This window comes from Streptomyces sirii (genome assembly GCF_045690365.1).
GTDB classification, from domain to species: domain Bacteria; phylum Actinomycetota; class Actinomycetes; order Streptomycetales; family Streptomycetaceae; genus Streptomyces; species Streptomyces sirii.
The window spans coordinates 6,402,426-6,421,117 of record NZ_CP147982.1; the positions used below are offsets into that span (position 1 = coordinate 6,402,426).

General features: G+C 70.7%; 22 protein-coding genes and 5 tRNA genes. 21 read left to right on the forward strand and 6 right to left on the reverse strand.

From position 1 onward, the window contains the following. Positions 1-148 precede the first annotated feature (148 nt). The 9 genes from WAB15_RS28905 to WAB15_RS28945 all read left to right on the forward strand — a co-directional run bounded on the left by WAB15_RS28905 (position 149) and on the right by WAB15_RS28945 (position 4,069). Positions 149-340 carry a hypothetical protein gene (locus WAB15_RS28905; protein ID WP_393493942.1) on the forward strand — a complete coding sequence of 64 codons (192 nt, stop codon included), beginning with the start codon at positions 149-151 and terminating at the stop codon, positions 338-340. A gap of 82 nt (positions 341-422) precedes the next feature. After that, complete coding sequence (locus WAB15_RS28910) at positions 423-1,196, forward strand: fumarylacetoacetate hydrolase family protein (RefSeq protein ID WP_399147150.1); 774 nt, start codon at positions 423-425, stop codon at positions 1,194-1,196. Next, positions 1,189-2,670, forward strand: coding sequence for a glutamate--tRNA ligase (gltX, locus tag WAB15_RS28915; RefSeq protein WP_399147151.1), 1,482 nt, complete (start codon positions 1,189-1,191; stop codon positions 2,668-2,670). The genes WAB15_RS28910 and gltX overlap by 8 nt, the downstream gene beginning before the upstream one ends. An 82-nt stretch (positions 2,671-2,752) precedes the next feature. Next, positions 2,753-3,478: an HAD family hydrolase gene (locus tag WAB15_RS28920; protein WP_407288022.1), complete on the forward strand. Its 726-nt coding sequence runs from the start codon at positions 2,753-2,755 to the stop codon at positions 3,476-3,478. An 88-nt stretch (positions 3,479-3,566) separates the two neighbouring features. Continuing rightward, positions 3,567-3,638, forward strand: a tRNA-Gln gene (locus tag WAB15_RS28925). A 21-nt stretch (positions 3,639-3,659) separates the two neighbouring features. Continuing rightward, positions 3,660-3,732: transfer RNA gene (locus WAB15_RS28930), tRNA-Glu, on the forward strand. 62 nt (positions 3,733-3,794) lie between these two features. Continuing rightward, positions 3,795-3,867 (forward strand) — tRNA-Glu (locus tag WAB15_RS28935). A 16-nt stretch (positions 3,868-3,883) separates the two neighbouring features. Next, a tRNA-Gln gene (locus tag WAB15_RS28940) sits at positions 3,884-3,955 on the forward strand. 41 nt (positions 3,956-3,996) lie between these two features. Continuing rightward, positions 3,997-4,069: transfer RNA gene (locus WAB15_RS28945), tRNA-Glu, on the forward strand. A 44-nt stretch (positions 4,070-4,113) separates the two neighbouring features. Here the strand turns inward: WAB15_RS28945 and WAB15_RS28950 are convergent. Next, a complete protein-coding gene (locus tag WAB15_RS28950) occupies positions 4,114-4,758 on the reverse strand; it encodes a MerR family transcriptional regulator (RefSeq protein WP_407288023.1) in 645 nt (214 codons plus the stop codon). A 90-nt stretch (positions 4,759-4,848) separates the two neighbouring features. Here WAB15_RS28950 and WAB15_RS28955 point away from each other — a divergent pair, with 90 nt between their 5' ends. Further along, on the forward strand, positions 4,849-5,328 hold the full coding sequence (locus tag WAB15_RS28955; protein WP_407288024.1) for a DUF4188 domain-containing protein: 480 nt from the start codon (positions 4,849-4,851) through the stop codon (positions 5,326-5,328). Positions 5,329-5,451: 123 nt separating this feature from the next. Here the strand turns inward: WAB15_RS28955 and ndgR are convergent, their stop codons facing one another. Next, positions 5,452-6,168 carry an IclR family transcriptional regulator NdgR gene (gene ndgR / locus WAB15_RS28960; RefSeq protein ID WP_026169203.1) on the reverse strand — a complete coding sequence of 239 codons (717 nt, stop codon included), beginning with the start codon at positions 6,166-6,168 and terminating at the stop codon, positions 5,452-5,454. A gap of 175 nt (positions 6,169-6,343) precedes the next feature. Here ndgR and leuC point away from each other — a divergent pair, with 175 nt between their 5' ends. From leuC to WAB15_RS28985, 5 genes are all read left to right on the forward strand, one after another. Then, positions 6,344-7,774, forward strand: coding sequence for a 3-isopropylmalate dehydratase large subunit (gene leuC, locus WAB15_RS28965; protein WP_407288025.1), 1,431 nt, complete (start codon positions 6,344-6,346; stop codon positions 7,772-7,774). 3 nt (positions 7,775-7,777) lie between these two features. Further along, entirely contained in the window at positions 7,778-8,371 is a 594-nt protein-coding gene (gene leuD / locus WAB15_RS28970) for a 3-isopropylmalate dehydratase small subunit (protein WP_399147156.1), read from the forward strand. 136 nt (positions 8,372-8,507) lie between these two features. After that, on the forward strand, positions 8,508-8,753 hold the full coding sequence (locus tag WAB15_RS28975; protein WP_384433744.1) for a hypothetical protein: 246 nt from the start codon (positions 8,508-8,510) through the stop codon (positions 8,751-8,753). Between the two features lie 125 nt (positions 8,754-8,878). After that, positions 8,879-9,541, forward strand: coding sequence for an HU family DNA-binding protein (locus WAB15_RS28980; protein WP_399147157.1), 663 nt, complete (start codon positions 8,879-8,881; stop codon positions 9,539-9,541). Positions 9,542-9,629: 88 nt separating this feature from the next. Then, positions 9,630-9,833, forward strand: coding sequence for a hypothetical protein (locus WAB15_RS28985; protein ID WP_407288026.1), 204 nt, complete (start codon positions 9,630-9,632; stop codon positions 9,831-9,833). Here WAB15_RS28985 and cofC read toward each other — a convergent pair. After that, on the reverse strand, positions 9,814-10,464 hold the full coding sequence (cofC, locus tag WAB15_RS28990) for a 2-phospho-L-lactate guanylyltransferase (RefSeq protein ID WP_407288027.1): 651 nt from the start codon (positions 10,462-10,464) through the stop codon (positions 9,814-9,816). The two genes, WAB15_RS28985 and cofC, sit on opposite strands and share 20 nt — an antisense overlap. 161 nt (positions 10,465-10,625) lie before the next feature. Between cofC and WAB15_RS28995 the strand changes: the two genes are divergently transcribed. From WAB15_RS28995 to WAB15_RS29005, 3 genes are all read left to right on the forward strand, one after another. Continuing rightward, positions 10,626-11,489, forward strand: a complete 864-nt coding sequence (locus WAB15_RS28995; RefSeq protein WP_399147160.1) for a lysophospholipid acyltransferase family protein — start codon at positions 10,626-10,628, stop codon at positions 11,487-11,489. Beyond that, positions 11,486-12,487 carry an NAD(P)H-dependent glycerol-3-phosphate dehydrogenase gene (locus WAB15_RS29000; protein WP_407288028.1) on the forward strand — a complete coding sequence of 334 codons (1,002 nt, stop codon included), beginning with the start codon at positions 11,486-11,488 and terminating at the stop codon, positions 12,485-12,487. The genes WAB15_RS28995 and WAB15_RS29000 overlap by 4 nt, the downstream gene beginning before the upstream one ends. A gap of 108 nt (positions 12,488-12,595) precedes the next feature. Further along, positions 12,596-13,750: a D-alanine--D-alanine ligase family protein gene (locus WAB15_RS29005; RefSeq protein ID WP_399147162.1), complete on the forward strand. Its 1,155-nt coding sequence runs from the start codon at positions 12,596-12,598 to the stop codon at positions 13,748-13,750. On the opposite strand, the gene WAB15_RS29010 is transcribed toward WAB15_RS29005, so the two are convergent. Further along, on the reverse strand, positions 13,747-14,238 hold the full coding sequence (locus tag WAB15_RS29010; RefSeq protein WP_399147163.1) for a DUF3515 domain-containing protein: 492 nt from the start codon (positions 14,236-14,238) through the stop codon (positions 13,747-13,749). The two genes, WAB15_RS29005 and WAB15_RS29010, sit on opposite strands and share 4 nt — an antisense overlap. 9 nt (positions 14,239-14,247) lie before the next feature. Beyond that, complete coding sequence (locus WAB15_RS29015; protein ID WP_384433720.1) at positions 14,248-14,481, reverse strand: Lrp/AsnC ligand binding domain-containing protein; 234 nt, start codon at positions 14,479-14,481, stop codon at positions 14,248-14,250. 158 nt (positions 14,482-14,639) lie between these two features. Between WAB15_RS29015 and WAB15_RS29020 the strand changes: the two genes are divergently transcribed. Together WAB15_RS29020 and thiD are read left to right on the forward strand one after the other, a co-directional pair. After that, on the forward strand, positions 14,640-15,608 hold the full coding sequence (locus tag WAB15_RS29020) for a thiamine-phosphate kinase (RefSeq protein ID WP_399147164.1): 969 nt from the start codon (positions 14,640-14,642) through the stop codon (positions 15,606-15,608). Between the two features lie 10 nt (positions 15,609-15,618). Then, positions 15,619-16,449 carry a bifunctional hydroxymethylpyrimidine kinase/phosphomethylpyrimidine kinase gene (gene thiD, locus WAB15_RS29025; protein WP_407288029.1) on the forward strand — a complete coding sequence of 277 codons (831 nt, stop codon included), beginning with the start codon at positions 15,619-15,621 and terminating at the stop codon, positions 16,447-16,449. A 121-nt stretch (positions 16,450-16,570) separates the two neighbouring features. Here thiD and rpmB read toward each other — a convergent pair whose 3' ends face one another. Further along, on the reverse strand, positions 16,571-16,756 hold the full coding sequence (gene rpmB / locus WAB15_RS29030) for a 50S ribosomal protein L28 (protein WP_006602870.1): 186 nt from the start codon (positions 16,754-16,756) through the stop codon (positions 16,571-16,573). Positions 16,757-16,970: 214 nt separating this feature from the next. Between rpmB and WAB15_RS29035 the strand changes: the two genes are divergently transcribed. Then, positions 16,971-18,647, forward strand: a complete 1,677-nt coding sequence (locus WAB15_RS29035; protein ID WP_407288030.1) for a DAK2 domain-containing protein — start codon at positions 16,971-16,973, stop codon at positions 18,645-18,647. The last annotated feature ends 45 nt before the right edge of the window (positions 18,648-18,692 follow it).

The following is an 18,692-nucleotide window of genomic DNA, read 5'->3' on the forward strand; positions in this document are numbered from 1 at the left end:
GAGCAAACTCACAGGAAGATCGTCGAGTTCTCCATCACTTCACAGGGAATAGCCCGCATAGCCTGACGCTTTACACGGTTGCCGGAAACGACAAGAGGGCTTTCCGCAACCCCTTTCCGACCCCTTGACATTCGCGAGGCATGCAGCAGTGAAGACGACGATGATGTTCCGCAACATAGCCAACCCGCGGCGCACCACCCTGGCCCACCTCACCGACGCCGACGAGCTCGGCGCCACCGCCCCCGAGGTGCCGGAGCACACCGTCGAGCTGCCCCAGCAGACCGCCAACCCCCGCCGCACGGTCCTGATGGACGCGCCGGAGCAGGGCGTCCCGGCGTAATCGCGCTGCGGACGGGCCGCGGCCCCGCGATAGCCTGGAGTGTCAACTCCGGCCAGTGATCAATGAGGGGCAGCGGCAACCCGTGCGCATCGCCAGATTCTCCATCGACGGCAACGTCGGCTTCGGCGTCGTCGAAGGCGACGAACTCGACGTCATCAAGGGGCATCCCTTCGCGGAATTCGAGCGCTCGGGCCAGAAGGTCCCGCTTGACAAGGTCCGGCTGCTGCCGCCCGTCCTGCCCAACAAGGTCGTGGGCGTAGGCCGCAACTACGCCGAGCACGCCGTCGAGCTGGGCAACGACGTCCCGGACGTGCCGGTCACCTTCTTCAAGCCCTCCACCTCGGTGGTCGGCCCCGGCGACCCCATCGCGTACCCCTCGTTCTCCGAGGAGGTGCACCACGAAGCGGAGCTCGCCGTCGTCATCGGCCGGATGTGCCGCGAGGTGCCCCGCGAGCGCGTCAAGGACGTCATCCTCGGCTACACCTGCGCCAACGACGTCACCGCGCGCGATGTCCAGCGGCGCGAGAAGCAGTGGGCCCGGGCCAAGGGCTTCGACAGCTCCTGCCCGCTCGGCCCCTGGGTCGAGACCGAGCTCACCCCGGCCGACGTCGCGGCGGGCCTGGCGATCCAGTGCACCGTCAACGGCGACCAGCGCCAGCTGGGCCGCACCAGTGACATGGTCTGCCCGATCGAGGACCTCATCGTCCACATCACCGAGGCGATGACCCTGCTCCCCGGCGACGTCATCCTCACGGGCACCCCGGCCGGGGTCGGCCCCCTCAACGTCGGCGACGAGGTCGCCGTCACCATCGAAGGCATCGGCACTCTCACCAACAAGGTGATCAAGCGTGGCTAACGCGACCCCCGTCCGCGTCCGTTTCAGTCCCTCCCCGACCGGCAACCCCCATGTCGGCCTGATCCGTACGGCCCTGTTCAACTGGGCCTACGCACGGCACAACAAGGGCACCCTGGTCTTCCGGATCGAGGACACCGACGCGTCCCGCGACTCCGAGGAGTCCTACAACCAGCTGCTGGACTCCTTCCACTGGCTCGGCTTCGACTGGGACGAGGGCCCCGAGGTCGGCGGCCCGCACGCGCCGTACCGCCAGTCCCAGCGGATGGACATCTACCGGGACATCGTCGAGCGGCTCCTGGCCGCCGGCCACGCCTACCACTGCTACTGCACCACCGAGGAGCTCGACGAGCGCCGCGACGCCGCCCGCAAGGCCGGCAAGCCCTCGGGCTACGACGGCAAGTGCCGCGAGGTGAGCGCCGAGCAGAAGGCCGCGTACGAGGCCGAGGGTCGCACCTCGATCATCCGCTTCCGGATGCCCGACGGGCCGATCACCTTCACCGACCTGGTGCGCGGCGAGCTGACCTTCACCCCGGAGAACGTCCCGGACTACGGCATCGTGCGCGCCAACGGCGCCCCGCTGTACACCCTGGTCAACCCCCTCGACGACGCCCTGATGGGGATCACCCACGTCCTGCGCGGCGAGGACCTGCTCTCCTCCACCCCCCGCCAGATCGCCCTCTACCGGGCCCTGATCGAGCTGGGCGTGGCCAAGGAGGTCCCGGCCTTCGGCCACCTGCCCTACGTCATGGGCGAGGGCAACAAGAAGCTCTCCAAGCGCGACCCGCAGGCCTCCCTCAACCTCTACCGCGACCGCGGCTTCCTGCCCGAGGGCCTGCTGAACTACCTTGCGCTGCTCGGCTGGTCCTTCTCCGCCGACCAGGACATCTTCTCGGTGCCGGAGCTGATCGAGAAGTTCGACATCGCGGACGTCAACGCCAACCCGGCCCGCTTCGACCTGAAGAAGGCCGAGGCGATCAACGCCGACCACATCCGGCAGCTGGACGTGAAGGACTTCATCAAGGCTTGCGAGCCCTGGCTGAAGGCCCCGTTCGCCAACTGGGCCCCGGAGGACTTCGACGAGGCCGCCTGGCAGGCCATCGCCCCGCACGCCCAGACCCGCCTCACGGTGCTCTCCGACATCACCGCCAACGTCGACTTCCTCTTCCTCAAGGAGCCGGTCGAGGACGAGGCGTCCTGGGCCAAGGCGATGAAGGGCGACCCGGTCGCGCTGCTCACCACGGCCCGCGCCAAGCTCGACGCAGCCGACTGGACCGCGGGCCCCGAGCCCCTCAAGGAGGCCGTCCTGGCCGCCGGCGAGGAGCACGGGCTCAAGCTCGGCAAGGCCCAGGCCCCCGTTCGGGTGGCCGTCACCGGCCGCACGGTCGGCCTGCCCCTCTTCGAGTCCCTGGAGGTCCTCGGCAAGGAGCGCACCCTCCAGCGCATCGACGCGGCCCTGGCCAAGCTGGCCGGCTGACCTCGCAGACAGCCCTCGGGCCCGGACGCCGCACGGCTTCCGGGCCCGAGGCGTACCCGGACCGCTCGGCTAGATTGCCGGTATGCCCATCCGCGCCGTCCTGTGGGACATCGACGACACCCTCTTCGACTACACCGGGTCGGACCGCGCCGGCGCGCTGCGCCATCTGAGGGCGGAGGGGCTGCTGGCCGCGTACGGCGGCGAGGAGGCGGCGCTGGCGCGCTGGCGCGCCGCCATGGAGACCGAGTTCGCCCGCTTCCTCGCAGGTGAGGTGGGGTTCCTCGACCACCGCAGAGGGCGCGCCCGGACGTTCTTGGGCACGGAGCTGAGCGACGACGAGGCGGACGCCTGGTTCGCCCGGTACGTCGCGCACTACGAAGAGTCCTGGGTGCTCTTCCCGGACTCCGCGCCCGCCCTGGAGGCGCTCGCGCCGCTGGTCCGCCAGGCGGTGCTGTCCAATTCCTCCACCGCCAACCAGGAGCGCAAGCTGGCCGCCCTGGGGATCCGTTCCCGTTTCGAGGCCGTGCTGTGCGCCGACGAGCTGGGGCACGCCAAGCCCGCCCCCGAGGCCTTCACGGGCGCCTGCGAGGCGCTCGGCCTCCCGGCCGAGGAGGTGCTCTACATCGGCGACCGGCTCGACATCGACGCGCTCGGCGCCCGGGACGCCGGACTGGCCGCCGTATGGCTGGACCGGACGGAGATCGGCGAGGAACTGCCACCCGGCATCCGGCGCATCGCGAGCCTGGCGGAGCTCCCCGAGCTGTTGCGCGGAGTTATCGGTTTTGGAGCCCCGTCCACGATCAGGTAATGTTCTTCCTGCGCCGCCCGAGAGGGCCGAAAGGTCCGGCCGGGAGGCGCAGATCAAATCAGACCCCCCGAGGGGGGTTGCGCTTTGATGGCCTATGGTGTAATTGGCAGCACGACTGATTCTGGTTCAGTTAGTCTAGGTTCGAGTCCTGGTAGGCCAGCTCGCAGAGCTCATCTGCAAAGCCCCCGTTGTGTAGCGGCCTAGCACGCTGCCCTCTCAAGGCAGTAGCGCCGGTTCGAATCCGGTCGGGGGTACAGATCCTTCCCAGGGAGACAGTCCGGGTCGCACTCACTGTCACTCATGCAGGATCGCTAGGGCCCCCGTTGTGTAGCGGCCTAGCACGCCGCCCTCTCAAGGCGGTAGCGCCGGTTCGAATCCGGTCGGGGGTACTGGTCTAAACCACCATGGGCTATGGTGTAATTGGCAGCACGAGTGATTCTGGTTCATTTAGTCTAGGTTCGAGTCCTGGTAGCCCAGCGCAGCCTGTCCTTGGGGCAGGCTCAACTGTAGGAAAACTTGCCCCCGTTGTGTAGCGGCCTAGCACGCCGCCCTCTCAAGGCGGTAGCGCCGGTTCGAATCCGGTCGGGGGTACAGAAGAGGAAGGCCCTCCGCGTCATGCGGGGGGCCTTTCCGCATCAAGGGCCGTCGCCGAAGCGCTTGTTGGACTCCTCGGCCTCCGCCAGCCGGCGCAGGCTGAGCAGCACCGGTTCGTAGAGCACGGTCAGCGCCACCGCCGCCTCCACCCGCTCCGCCGGGGTCCCGTGCTCCTCGACCAGGTCCAGCTCGCTCACCGCGAGCTCGGCCGCCGCGTGGGCGTAGGGCAGCAGATCCGCGAGGTCGCACGGGTAGCCGAGGCGGTGCAGCGCGGCGATGGCCGCGACCAGCGTCTCGAAGGCCCGGGCGTGGCCGGCGATCGCCAGCCCGAAGCGCCAGCCGACGTGTTCCAGCAGTTCGGTGGCGGTGCGCCGGGCCAGGTCCGTCGCGGGATCGCGCTCGGTGCCCGGGATGTGCGGGAGGGCCTCGACGGCCGTTGCCAGGCGGGAGAGCTGGTCGCGGGAGTCGTCCTCGACGGCGGCCACCACGTCGCGGGCGGTGCTCACCGGCACCCGGCCGATCTGGATCAGGGCCCGGACGAGCCGCAGCCGCCGCAGATGCTCCTCGTCGTACTCGGACTGGGTGGCGGTGATCCGGCGGCCCGGAGGCAGCAGTCCCTCGCGCAGGTAGTACTTGATCGTGGCGGTGGACACCCCGCTGCGCCCGCTGAGCTCTGCCAGTCGCATAACCCTTGCACCCTTCGTTGGAGAGTGGCACTATCCAATCATGGATAGCGACGCTATCCAACGCCGAGCGGCGTGACGAAGGGGGTTGTCATGGGTGGTAAGCCGGTGCAGGGGCGGATGACGGCGGACGGTACCGACGGGGTGGTGATCTTCCTCATCGGGATGCGGGTCAACAAGTGGCGGGCGTTGCGCAGTTGGCTGCCGGTGTTCCGGGCGATGCCGCGCATGATCGAGGAGCTGGCGCAGGATCCGGCGCGGGGACTGCTCGGCATCCGCGCCATGCCGGGGCTGCGGAACTTCTCGGTCCTGCAGTACTGGGAGTCCAAGGAGAAGCTGCTGGCGTACGCGAGCGACCAGAACGGTGAGCACCGGCCGGCCTGGGCCGCCTTCAACCGGCGGGCGCGCGCGGGCGGGGGTGCGGTCGGCATCTGGCACGAGACCTATGTCGTGCCGGCCGGCTCGTACGAGACCATCTACGGCGATATGCCGCCGCATGGGCTGGGGCGGGCCCGCGGCCTGGTGCCGGTGGGCCGCCGCGGGGAGCGGGCGGCGCAGCGCCTGGGGGACTGAGACGCGGCGACAGCGCCGAAAGGGGCGGCCCCGTGCGGATCATCCGCAGGGGACCGCCCCTTTTCGGCGCTGTGACCGCAGCCGGCGACGGCTGCTGCCCCGCCCCACCCCGCCACGGGGCGCTCAGCCGGTGCGCCGCAGGCCCTCGGAGAGGCGGGCCGCCGCGTCGATGACCGCCTGGGCGTGCATCCGGCCCGGGTGGCGGGTCAGCCGCTCGATCGGTCCGGAGACCGAGACGGCGGCCACCACGCGGTTGGAGGGGCCGCGCACGGGGGCGGAGACGGAGGCCACGCCCGGCTCGCGCTCACCGATCGACTGGGCCCAGCCGCGGCGCCGTACGCCGGACAGGGCGGTGGCCGTGAAGCGTGCGCCCTGCAGGCCGCGGTGCAGCCGCTCCGGCTCCTCCCAGGCCATCAGGATCTGGGCGGCCGAGCCCGCCTTCATCGGGAGCGTGGAGCCGACCGGGACGGTGTCCCGCAGTCCGGACAGCCGCTCGGCCGCCGCCACACAGATCCGCATATCGCCCTGCCGCCGATAGAGCTGGGCGCTTTCGCCCGTCACATCGCGCAGGTGGGTGAGCACCGGTCCGGCCGTGGCCAGCAGGCGGTCCTCGCCGGCCGCCGCGGCCAGCTCGGAGAGCCGTGGACCCAGGATGAACCGGCCCTGCATGTCCCTCGCCACCATCCGGTGGTGTTCCAGAGCCACGGCCAGCCTGTGGGCCGTGGGTCGTGCAAGCCCTGTCGCCGCGACCAGCCCGGCGAGGGTGGCCGGACCGGACTCCAGGGCGCTCAAAACCAGAGCTGCCTTGTCGAGAACGCCGACGCCGCTAGAGTTGTCCATGCAACGATACTCGCGTCTCACACTGTGAAACGCAAGTTCAATTTTCCAGGGAAGTCGTCAATCTGTAGGTGTGGCCCTCGACCAGGGCCCGGCGTAAGGCCCGGCAGGGGGATTTCTGCGGGCACCCGCGCATGGACGAGCAAGGCCGGCAAAGCGGCCGGCCGGAGGGAAAGCGATGGGACGGACACTCGCGGAGAAGGTCTGGGACGACCATGTCGTCCGGCGCGCGGAAGGCGAGCCCGACCTCCTCTTCATTGATCTGCACCTGCTGCACGAGGTCACCAGCCCGCAGGCGTTCGACGGCCTCCGCAAGGCCGGCCGCCAGGTGCGCCGGACGGACCTGACCATCGCCACCGAGGATCACAACACCCCGACCCTCGACATCGACAAGCCGATCGCCGACCCGGTCTCGCGCACGCAGCTGGAGACGCTGCGCAAGAACTGCGCGGAGTTCGGCGTCCGGCTGCACCCGCTGGGCGATGTCGAGCAGGGCGTCGTCCACGTCGTGGGACCGCAGTTGGGCCTGACCCAGCCCGGCACCACGGTGGTCTGCGGTGACAGCCACACCTCCACCCACGGAGCCTTCGGCGCCCTGGCGTTCGGCATCGGCACCAGCCAGGTCGAGCACGTCCTGGCCACCCAGACGCTGCCGCTGGCCCCCTTCAAGACCATGGCGATCACCGTCGACGGCGAGTTGCCCGAGGGCGTCACCGCCAAGGACCTGATCCTGGCGATCATCGCCAAGATCGGCACCGGCGGCGGCCAGGGCTACGTCCTGGAATACCGCGGCTCGGCCATCGAGAAGCTGTCGATGGAAGCCCGGATGACCATCTGCAACATGTCGATCGAGGCGGGTGCGCGGGCCGGCATGATCGCCCCCGACCCGACCACCTTCGACTACCTGCAGGGCCGCGACCACGCGCCCCAGGGCGAGGACTGGGACGCCGCGGTCGCGTACTGGAAGACGCTGCGCACCGACGACGACGCGGTCTTCGACGCCGAGGTGCGCATCGACGCCGCCTCGCTGTCGCCGTTCGTCACCTGGGGCACCAACCCCGGCCAGGGCGCGCCGCTTTCGGCGAGCGTCCCCGACCCGGCTTCGTACGAGGACGCCTCGGAGCGGCTGGCCGCCGAAAAGGCCCTGGAGTACATGGGGTTGACGGCGGGTCAGCCGCTGCGCGAGATCACCGTGGACACCGTCTTCGTAGGTTCGTGCACCAACGGCCGCATCGAGGACCTGCGCTCCGCGGCCGCGATCCTTCAGGGCCGCAAGGTCGCCGACGGCGTACGGATGCTGATCGTTCCCGGCTCGGTGCGGGTCTCCCTGGAGGCCGTCGCCGAGGGCCTGGACAAGGTGTTCACCGCGGCCGGCGCCGAATGGCGGCACGCGGGCTGCTCGATGTGCCTGGGCATGAACCCCGACCAGCTGGCGCCCGGTGAGCGCTCCGCGTCCACCTCCAACCGCAACTTCGAGGGGCGCCAGGGCAAGGGTGGCCGTACCCACCTGGTCTCGCCGCAGGTCGCCGCCGCGACGGCGGTTCTCGGCCATCTGGCCTCACCGGCCGACCTGTCCGACGTCGCCGTCGCCACGCCCGCGGGAGTCTGAACCATGGAAGCTTTCACCACCCACACCGGCCGGGCCGTCCCGCTGCGCCGCAGCAACGTCGACACCGACCAGATCATCCCGGCCCACTGGCTGAAGAAGGTCACCCGCGACGGCTTCGAGGACGGGCTGTTCGAGGCCTGGCGCAAGGACCCGGAGTTCGTCCTCAACCAGGAGCGGTACAAGGGCGCCACGGTGCTGGTCGCCGGCCCCGACTTCGGCACCGGCTCCTCACGTGAGCACGCCGTCTGGGCGCTGCAGAACTACGGCTTCAAGGCCGTCATCTCCTCGCGGTTCGCGGACATCTTCCGCGGCAACTCCCTCAAGAACGGCCTGCTGACGGTGGTCCTGCCGCAGGAGACCGTGGACCGGCTGCAGCAGCTGGTCGAGGCCGACCCGACCGCCGAGGTGACCGTCGACCTGGTCGACCGGCAGGTCCGCGCGCAGGGCGTGACCGCCGACTTCGAGCTGGACGAGAACGCCCGTTGGCGTCTGCTGGAGGGGCTGGACGACATCAGCCTCACCCTTCGGGAGGAGCCCTCCATCGTGGCGTACGAGGCGAACCGGCCGTCGTTCAAGCCGCGTACGATGGAGGTCTGACCTCGGGTTTTATGGCTCAAAGCCATATTGCGTACGATGCGCCCCCTGTGCAGTTGGCAGGGGGCGCATCTGCTTGTTCAGGCTGCCGTTGAGGCCCCGTGAAGCGACAACTCGCCGCAGATGGCACAATTAGCGCATGGAACGCGACGACCAACTCAAGCTCTACGGTCTCGTCGCCGACCGTCTCAAGGACGCACACGCAAGAGTGCGGACACTGCAAGTCCCGGAGGGCGTACGGATGGCGCTGAACCGGAAGCTGCTCGTCATCACGGCCGCGGCTAAACACGATCTTGCGGACGCGGCAAGGCGTCTGGAGTGGTTCATGGAAGACCTCGACGAAGGTCGTTATCCCGAAGATGTGCACGCCGACGGAAGTCCGTGAAGGTCGAGTTCGTTGCGGCACAAGGGTGATTAGCCCGTTTCGTGTTTGATTTGCGGTATATATCTGCCTAACGTGCGAAAAAGCTTGGAAACTTTCGTTCCAGCAATGTCTCCGAAGGGGAAGACGTGAACAAGGCGCAGCTCGTAGAAGCCATTGCCGACAAGCTCGGCGGCCGCCAGAACGCCGCGGACGCGGTCGACGCGGTACTGGACGCAGTCGTCCGTGCAGTTGTCACCGGCGACCGTGTTTCGGTCACCGGATTCGGCTCGTTCGAGAAGGTCGACCGTCCGGCCCGTTACGCCCGTAACCCGCAGACGGGTGAGCGCGTGCGGGTCAAGAAGACCTCGGTGCCGCGTTTCCGCGCCGGTCAGGGCTTCAAGGACCTGGTGAGCGGCTCGAAGAAGCTCCCCAAGGGCGGCGAGGTCGCCGTCAAGAAGGCCCCCAAGGGCAGCCTGACCGGCGGTACGGCCATCAAGAAGGCCGCCGCCAAGAAGGCCACCGCCAAGAAGGCCGCCGCGAAGAAGGCGACCACCGCCAAGAAGGCCGCGGCGAAGAAGACCACCACGGCGAAGAAGGTCACCGCCAAGAAGACGACGGCGAAGAAGACCACCGCCAAGAAGGCGACCACCGCCAAGAAGGCCACCACGGCCAAGAAGGCCGCCACGGCGAAGAAGGCCACGGCGAAGAAGACCGCCCCCGCCAAGAAGGCGACGGCGAAGAAGGCCCCCGCCAAGAAGGCCACCGCCCGCAAGACCACCGCGAAGAAGGCCACCGCCCGCAAGCGGTAACCAGCAGCGGCGACGCCATGCGTCGGGCCGGTCTCCCTCCGGGGAGCCCGGCCCGCGGTGCGTTCGGGCGCCGTCTAGGCTCTGTGCCATGCAGGCCACCGCGTACACGTACGACTCCGACACCCGCTCCGGCAGTGTGCTGCTGGACGACGGCACCCCGCTGCCCTTCGGCGCCGCGGCCTTCGACGCCGGCGGTCTGCTGCTGCTGCGGCCCGGTCAGCGGGTCCGGATCGAGGTCACCGGCGAGGGCGACGCCCGGCATATCGACCTGATCACGCTCCAGACGCTCTGACCGGCGGCGGCAGCCGCGGCGCCTGGCGGGCCGTGTGCGGGCCCACGCCCAGCGCCAGCGCGGCCAGCAGGTCCTCTCCGGTGTCCACGTCCCGGCGTACCGACACCACGTCCGGCGTGGTGATCTCCCGCGCTCCGGACGCCAGGTGACGGGCCCGCGAGGCGCCGCCGAATGCGGGTGCCAATTCCACTCCGGAAGTCGCGGTCAGAAGTGTTGTCCCGATATCCGCCGCATCCGCGAGAAATGCACGGGGAAATAGCGAAGCGGAATGGAGCACCAGTTCCAGTTCCGCCGGGCGCAGTGCCGGAAGGTCGGCGTTCAACGCGGCGACCGGCGCGCCAGGGCGGTGCGCCCGCACCGCGCTCGCCCCATGGGCCAGTGCCGCGTTGAGCCCTCGCCCCGGTGTGTCGGGCACGATCCGCGCTCCCAGGGCCGAAAGACGCTCCCCGGCGAGCGGATCATCCGTGACAACCACCACATCCCGCACGTCTTCGCAGGCCAGCGCCGCTGTCACGGTGTCCAGTGCGAACGCGAGGGCCAATCGGGGCCGAAACTCCTCACCGGCCGCCCCCGAGAGCCTGCTCTTGGCCCGCACCAGGGGCTTCAGCGGCACGACCAGGCTCCAGCCCACATCCGCTCCGTCTCTTCGCATCGGCGCCATTCTCACCCGCTGCCGCCGCTCTCCGGGAGCGCCGGGGTTACGGTGTCCTCGACATAGCGGGTACCTGGGGCGACACTTGTGCGGCTGCCGGCCCGCAGCAGCATCACAGGTCCCACAAGGAGGGTGTCCCAGTGTCCCGCCGCAGAATCGGCTTCTGGTACCGCTTGGCCGCGGTCATCTGCAAACCGCCGCTCTTGGTTCTGTTCAAGCGGGACTGGCGGGGAATGGAACACATTCCAGCCGACGGCGGTTTTATCACCGCGGTCAACCACAACTCGTATCTCGACCCGCTCTCGTATGCGCACTATCAGTACAACACCGGGCGGGTCCCCCGATTCCTCGCCAAGGCCGGGCTCTTCAAGAGCGGCTTTGTCGGTCTGATGATGCGCGGCACCGGCCAGATCCCCGTCTACCGGGAAACCACCGACGCCGCCACCGCGTTCCGCGCCGCCGTCAGCGCCATCCACAAGGGCGAATGCGTCGCCTTCTACCCCGAGGGCACCCTCACCCGCGACCCCGAGCTGTGGCCCATGCAGGGCAAGACCGGTGCCGCGCGGGTGGCCTTGCTGACGAAGGCGCCGGTCATCCCCGTCGCGCAGTGGGGCGCCAACGACGCGATGCCGCCGTACGCCAAGGAGAACAAGCTCCAGCTGCTCCCGCGCAAGACCCTGAAGGTCCAGGCGGGACCGCCGGTCGACCTGAGCGCGTACTACGACCAGGAGCCGACCGCCGAGGTGCTGCGGGCCGTCACCGACCGCATCATGGCCGCGATCACCGAGCAGCTCGCCGAGCTCCGCGGCGAGCCGGCGCCGGCCGAACCGTACGACTGGCGCAAGGCGATCGCCCAGGAGCGCCGCGCCGCCCGGGAGGCCGCCAAGACCGGCCGGACCGCCGTGACGGACCGGGCCGCCGAACCGGCCGCCGCCACCGAGGGCGCCGCCGCCCCGCAGCAGGCCCGAAGCACCCAGCAGGCACAGGAGGATGAAGGCAAGTGACGCGCTGCGCCGTCTACGGCACGGGGTCCTGGGGCACCGCATTCGCGATGGTGCTGGCCGACGCGGGATGCGAGGTGACCCTGTGGGGGCGCCGCGCCGGCCTCGTCGACGCCATCAACAACGGCCGCACCAACCCCGACTACCTGCCGGGAGTCGAGCTCCCCGCGTCCGTACGGGCCACCACCGACCCCGCACAGGCGGCACGGGACGCGGAGTTCACCGTCCTGGCCGTCCCTTCCCAGACGCTGCGCGGCAATCTCGCCGAGTGGGCACCCCTGCTGCCCTCCGACACGATCCTGGTCTCCCTGATGAAGGGCGTCGAACTGGGTACGGCCAAGCGCATGAGCGAGGTCATCGAGGAGGTCGCCAAGGCCCCCGCGGAGCGCGTCGCCGTGCTGACCGGCCCCAACCTCGCCAAGGAGGTCGCCGCCCGGCAGCCCGCCGCCGCGGTCATCGCCTGCACCGACGAGTCGGTCGCCCGGCGGCTGCAGACCGCCTGCCACACCTCGTACTTCCGCCCGTACACCAACACCGACGTGGTGGGCTGCGAGCTGGGCGGCGCGGTCAAGAACGTGATCGCGCTCGCCGTCGGCATCGCCACCGGCATGGGCCTGGGCGACAACGCCAAGGCCTCCCTGATCACCCGGGGCCTCGCCGAGACCACCCGGCTCGGCCTGGCCATGGGCGCCGACGCGCACACCTTCGCGGGCCTGGCCGGTATGGGCGACCTCGTCGCCACCTGCTCCTCGCCGCTGTCGCGCAACAACACCTTCGGCACCAACCTCGGCCGCGGGATGACGCTTCAGGAGACCATCGCGGTCACCAAGCAGACCGCCGAGGGCGTCAAGTCCTGCGAATCCGTACTGGATCTGGCCCGCCGGCACGGCGTCGACATGCCGCTCACCGAGACGGTCGTGGACATCGTCCACGAGGGCAAGCCGCCGATGGTGGCCCTCAAGGAACTGATGTCGCGCACCGCGAAGTCCGAGCGGCACTAGCACCCCGCGGCGTGGTGGGCCGGGGCGGGGGCCGTTGCCGGTTGCGGCGGTACTATCCGGCGCCGCAACACTGACGCACGCCCTACCAGCAGGTACCCTCAACGCGATATGAGCAGCCAGACCTCCTCCCACAAGCCCCGCGTCGCCGTCGTGTTCGGCGGACGCAGCTCCGAGCACGCCATCTCCGTACTCACCGCCGGAGCCGTGCTGCGCGCCATCGACCGCGAGAAGTACGACGTGCTGCCCATCGGCATCACCACCGACGGCCGCTGGGCGCTGACCGCCGACGACCCCGACCGGATGGCCATCGCCGACCGGCAGCTGCCCAGCGTGGCCGCGCTCGCCGAGTCCACCGACGGCGCCGTGGTGCTCCCCGTCGACCCGACCAACCGCGAGGTCGTCTACAGCGAACCGGGCTCGGTGCCCAAGGCGCTCGGCGAGGTCGACGTGGTCTTCCCCGTCCTGCACGGCCCCTACGGCGAGGACGGCACCCTCCAGGGACTGCTGGAGCTCTCCGGCGTGCCCTACGTCGGCTCGGGCGTGCTCGCCTCAGCCGTCGGCCAGGACAAGGACTACATGAAGCGGGTGTTCACCTCCTTCGGGCTGCCGGTCGGCCCGTACGAGGTCATCCGCCCGCGGGAGTGGGACCAGGCCGCTCCGAACGGAGAAAAGGGCGCCGCCGCCCGCAAGAAGATCGTGGACTTCGCCGCGGAACACGGCTGGCCGCTCTTCGTGAAGCCCGCCCGGGCCGGCTCCTCCATGGGCATCAGCAAGGTCGACGACCTCGCCGGCCTGGACGAGGCCATCGAGGAGGCCCGTCGGCACGACCCCAAGATCCTCGTGGAGTCGCTGCTGCGCGGCCGCGAGATCGAGTGCGGGGTGCTGGAGTTCGAGGACGGTCCGCGAGCCAGTGTCCCGGCCGAGATCCCGCCGGTGACCGCGCACGACTTCTACGACTTCGAGGCCAAGTACATCGACTCGGCCACCGGGATCGTGCCGGCGCCGCTGACCGCCGAGCAGACCGCCAAGGTCCAGGAACTGGCCGTCGAGGCCTTCGAGGCGGCCTCCTGCGAGGGCCTGGTGCGGGCGGACTTCTTCCTGCAGGAGAACGGCGAGTTCGTGATCAACGAGATCAACACGCTCCCCGGGTTCACGCCCATCTCCATGTATCCGCGGATGTGGCAGGAGAGCGGTGTGAGCTACCCGGAGCTGATCGACCGGCTGCTCCAGGCCGCGCTGCGGCGCTCGACGGGGCTGCGCTAGACGCCCTTGGGCACGGTCTTGCGCACGGCGCCCGCGAGGTCGGTGAGCGCATCGACCTCGGGGGCGTACTTCCCCGGGACGGTCACCTCGACATAGGCCTTGCGCAGCACGGTCGTGAAGCGGTAGCCGTCGTCCTGCTTCTCGAAGAGCCATTCGACGCCATTGACTTCCGCCGCGTCGGCCTTGGGGTTGTAATGTTCACTCCCGTACGTCAGGACGTCGGGCTTCGGCACCCCGCAGCGCAGTTTCACGGCAGGATCGCCCCATATGGCAGTGAAGTCGGAAACGGGCTCGGCGGTACGACGCGCCAGCCCGTCCACGGTCCGCGGCAGTTCCTTGTGGAGCGCCCGGCAGTGCCGTGCCGCCTCACCGGGGGGTGAGGGGACGGCCACGTCCTCGGAAGACGAACAGCTCACCGCGCCGACCAGCACGGTGAGCAACGGCAGGGCCAGGTACCGGCGACGTGCACAGATCACCCGGCCGAGCATACGGGGGAGCTACAGATGAACGACCGGACAGGTAAGGGTGCGGGTGATGCCCTCCACCTGCTGGACCTTGGCGACCACCATCCGACCCAGTTCGTCGACGGTGTCGGCCTGGGCGCGCACGATGACGTCATAAGGGCCGGTCACGTCCTCGGCCTGCAGCACACCGGAGATCTTCGAGATCACCTCTGCTACCGCCGAGGCCTTGCCGACCTCGGTCTGGATCAGGATGTAGGCCTGTACCACGGAACCTCCAGGGCGGCTACGAGGATCATGTGGGAAGAAGGGACGCCACGGTACCGCGTCACCGTGCGGAGCGGGGAGACCCGCGCGGTGAACAGGAGAAGTGGGGCGCAGCCGTCAGCCACGTACGGACCGTCCGTACACATGGGAAGGGCAACAGCATGAAGGGCACCGTGGGGGAGCTGGGGGAGTTCGGGCTGATCAGGGAGCTCACCTCCCGGCTCACCTCCACTCCGGCGGTACGGATCGGGCCGGGCGACGACGCCGCGGTCGTCACCGCGCCGGACCGCAGGGTGGTCGCCAGCACCGACATCCTGCTGGAGGGCCGGCACTTTAGGCGCGACTGGTCCACCGCCTACGACGTCGGCCGCAAGGCCGCCGCACAGAACCTCGCCGACATCGCGGCGATGGGCGCGGTGCCCACCGCGATCCTGCTCGGCCTGGTCGTCCCCGCCGAGCTCCCCGCGACCTGGCCGACCGAGCTGATGGACGGCCTGCGGGACGAGTGCCAGGTGGCCGGGGCCGCGGTCGTCGGCGGCGACGTCGTGCGCGGCGACACCATCACCGTCGCCATCACCGCGCTCGGCGACCTGCGCAACCAGGAGCCGGTGACCCGCGCCGGCGCCCAGCCCGGTGACGTGGTCGCGGTGACCGGCTGGCTGGGCTGGTCCGCCGCCGGGCACGCCGTCCTGACCCGCGGCTTCCGCTCACCGCGGGCCTTCGTCGAGGCGCACCGCCGTCCCGAGCCGCCGTACCACGCGGGCCCGGCGGCCGCCGGACTCGGCGCCACCGCCATGACCGACGTCAGCGACGGGCTCGTCGCCGACCTGGGGCATATCGCCGAGGCCAGCAAGGTCCGGATCGATCTGCGGTCCGCCGCGATCGACATCCCCTCGCAGATGTCCGACATCGGCACGGCGGTCGGCGTGGACCCGATGCAGTGGGTGCTCAACGGTGGTGAGGACCACGCGATCGTGGCCACCTTCCCGCCGGACGTGAAGCTGCCCGCCCGGTGGAAGGTCATCGGCGAGGTGCTCAACCCGTCCGCGCTGCCGCAGGTGACGGTGGACGGCGCCCCCTGGGCGAAGGCCGGCTGGGACCACTTCGGGGACAACGGGGACGCCGAGTAGATTCGGCGGCATGCGCATACCTCCACGCGTCCTGACCGTCGCCGGGTCCGACTCCGGCGGCGGCGCGGGCATCCAGGCCGACCTGAAGACGATGCTGGCGCTCGGCACCCACGGCATGAGCGTGCTGACCGCCGTCACCGCCCAGAACTCCCTGGGCGTCCAGGGCGCGTGGGAGCTGCCCGCCGAGGCCGTCCGGGCCCAGTTCCGCAGCGTCGTCGACGACATCGGCGTCCAGGCGGTCAAGACCGGGATGCTCTCCTCGGCGGAGCTGGTCGAAACCGTCGCGGAGCTGCTCGCCGAACTCACGGTCCCGGTTGTCGTCGACCCCGTCGGGGTGTCCAAGCACGGCGATGCGCTGCTGGCCGCCTCCGCACTGGACGCGGTGCGCGGCAAGCTGCTGCCGACGGCCACCGTCGCCACCCCCAACCTGGACGAGGTCACCCAGCTCACCGGCGTACGCGTCCAGGAGGAGGCCGATATGCGCCGGGCGGCCGCCGCCGTCCTGGAGTTCGGGCCGCGCTGGGCGCTCATCAAGGGCGGCCATCTGCCGGCCGCTGAGGACGGCGGGTCCGGCGGCGCCGGGGAGACGGCCGTCGATCTGCTCACCGACGGCACCGAGGAGCACTGGCTGCGCGCCCCCCGCCACGACAACCGGCACACCCACGGCACCGGCTGCACTCTCGCCAGCGCCCTGGCCGCACGGCTGGCCAGGGGGGACACCGTCCCGCAGGCCGCCGCGGCCGCCAAGGAGTACGTCACCGGCGCGATCGCGGCCGGCTTCCGGCTGGGCGCGGGCATCGGCCCCGTGGACCACGGCTGGCGGCTGCGCGACGCGCAGTGAGCCCGGCGCGCACCGAGCCCGATGCGCACCGAGCACGGCCCCGGGAACGGCAGAAGCCGGTCCACCACGGAGGTGGACCGGCTTCCTAAGCAACCGGTCGGGCTGCGCTACGGCTAAGGCGTCAGCGCGAGACCTTGCCGGCCTTGATGCACGAGGTGCAGGCGTTCAGCTTCTTCGGCGTGCGCCCGATCACTGCACGCACCGTCTGGATGTTGGGGTTCCAACGACGGTTGGTGCGGCGATGCGAGTGCGAGACACTCTTGCCGAAGCCCGGCCCCTTGCCGCAGACGTCGCAGTTGGCAGCCACGGGTCACTCCAAAGACTTCAGATGCACTTACGGTGAAATCCCGACGAGCCGAGTGCATTGACCGGCCGGCGTCGTCAGGAGAGAAATGGCCCGATTCGCATCGGGCAACCGGAGCAGCATACAACGACCGCTCCCGTAGAACGAAACTATCACGCACCCCAGGGCCCCCGCCCCGGCCCCTCCGCCCGGTCGCGGCTACTGTGCGGTGCATCCCGTGACCCAGGAGGACGACGTGCCGTACCCGCTCGACGCCGCCGCGGTCCGCTCCTGGTGCGGGCTGGCTCTGGAGGCGCTCGGCCGGGAACGCGAGCGGATCGACGCGATCAACGTCTACCCGGTGGCCGACGGCGACACCGGCACCAACCTGTACCTGACGCTCGAATCGGCCGCCCGCGCGGTCGAGGCGGCCTTCGAAGGGCACGCCTCGGCCGGTACCGCGCCTGGTCTGGCCGACGCCATCGGCGCCATGGCGCACGGCGCCCTCATAGGGGCGCGCGGGAACTCCGGCACGATCGTGGCGCAGCTGCTGCGCGGGATGACCGAGGTGCTGGCGGCCGCGGACGGCGGAGACGACGGCGGAGCGGACGCGCTGCGCAGATCGTTGCGCCGGGCCGCCTCCGCGACCTACGAGGCCGTCGCGCACCCCGTGGAGGGCACCGTCCTGACCGTCGCGACCGCGGCCGCCGACGCCGCGGAGCGGGCCGCCGGCGGGAGCGGCGGCGCCGCCGAGGTCGCCCACGCCGCCCACGAGGGCGCCCGCAGCGCCCTGCGGGCGACCCCCGGGCAGCTCGCGGTCCTGGGCCGGGCCGGCGTCGTGGACGCCGGCGGCTGCGGACTCGTCGCCCTGCTGGGCGCGCTCGCCGACGCGCTCGGCGGGAAGGTCTCGGTGACCCCGGTCGCGGTACGGGCCGACGCCCCGCTGCCCGAGGCGGCCGGCTGCGAGGTCGCCGCCCGGACGGCCGCGGAGGGCTGCGGGGACCCGGACGGGCCGGCCTTCGAGGTGATCTACCTGCTGGAGGCCGGCGACGCGGCCGTGGCGCGGCTGCGCACCCGGCTCGACGGCCTCGGCGACTCACTGGTGGTGGTCGGCGGGGACGGCCTGTGGAACGTCCATGTCCACGTCGACGACGCGGGCGCGGCCGTGGAGGCCGGCATCGAGGCGGGCCGGCCGTACCGGATCCGCATCACCCACTTCGGCGGTGCCGGCCGCGCCAGGGAGCCGGCGATGGCGGCCCGGGCCGTGGTGTCGGTGGTGCCGGGCGACGGGCTCGCCGGACTGTGCGCGCAGGCCGGCGCCACGCCGGTCTCCGTACGTCCCGGGGAGCCGCCCGCCAGCGGTGAACTGGTGCAGGCGATCCGGCAGGCGCACGCCCGCGAGGTGATGCTGCTGCCCAACGACCCCGAACTGCGGCACACCGCGGCGGCCGCCGCCGAACAGGCCCGCACCGAAGGCGTACGGGTCGCGCTGATCCCCACCCGCGCCGCCGTCCAGGGCCTCGCGGCGCTGGCCGTGCACGAGCCGGACCGCAGCTTCGACGAGGACGTGGTCGCGATGACCTCGGCCGCGGGCGCCACGCGCTACGCCGAGTTGGCGGTCGCCGAGCGGCAGTCGTGGACGATGGCCGGGGTCTGCCAGGCCGGCGACGTCCTGGGACTGATCGACGGCGATGTCGCGGTGATCGGCTCGGACCTCACCCGCACCGCGACGACGGTCCTGGACCGGATGCTGTCGGCGGGCGGGGAACTGGTCACCCTGGTCCTGGGCGCCGACGCGCCCGACTCCCTCGCCGAGCGGCTGGAGCGGCATGTGCGCGAGCGGCATCTGGCCGTGGACACCGTCGTCTACGAGGGCGGCCAGCACGCCGCGCCGCTGCTCATCGGCGTGGAGTGAGCGCACCGTGCCGATGGGTGAGCCGCGATTGTCAGAGGTGTGGTG

Coding starts and splice junctions, on each gene's coding strand:
- WAB15_RS28920 (WP_407288022.1), top strand. CDS start 2,753: ATGCCCATCCGCGCCGTCCTGTGGGACATCGACGACACCCTCTTCGAC.
- WAB15_RS28950 (WP_407288023.1), bottom strand. CDS start 4,758: ATGCGACTGGCAGAGCTCAGCGGGCGCAGCGGGGTGTCCACCGCCACG.
- WAB15_RS28955 (WP_407288024.1), top strand. CDS start 4,849: ATGGGTGGTAAGCCGGTGCAGGGGCGGATGACGGCGGACGGTACCGAC.
- ndgR (WP_026169203.1), bottom strand. CDS start 6,168: ATGGACAACTCTAGCGGCGTCGGCGTTCTCGACAAGGCAGCTCTGGTT.
- leuC (WP_407288025.1), top strand. CDS start 6,344: ATGGGACGGACACTCGCGGAGAAGGTCTGGGACGACCATGTCGTCCGG.
- leuD (WP_399147156.1), top strand. CDS start 7,778: ATGGAAGCTTTCACCACCCACACCGGCCGGGCCGTCCCGCTGCGCCGC.
- WAB15_RS28975 (WP_384433744.1), top strand. CDS start 8,508: ATGGAACGCGACGACCAACTCAAGCTCTACGGTCTCGTCGCCGACCGT.
- WAB15_RS28985 (WP_407288026.1), top strand. CDS start 9,630: ATGCAGGCCACCGCGTACACGTACGACTCCGACACCCGCTCCGGCAGT.
- WAB15_RS29005 (WP_399147162.1), top strand. CDS start 12,596: ATGAGCAGCCAGACCTCCTCCCACAAGCCCCGCGTCGCCGTCGTGTTC.
- WAB15_RS29010 (WP_399147163.1), bottom strand. CDS start 14,238: ATGCTCGGCCGGGTGATCTGTGCACGTCGCCGGTACCTGGCCCTGCCG.
- WAB15_RS29020 (WP_399147164.1), top strand. CDS start 14,640: ATGAAGGGCACCGTGGGGGAGCTGGGGGAGTTCGGGCTGATCAGGGAG.
- thiD (WP_407288029.1), top strand. CDS start 15,619: ATGCGCATACCTCCACGCGTCCTGACCGTCGCCGGGTCCGACTCCGGC.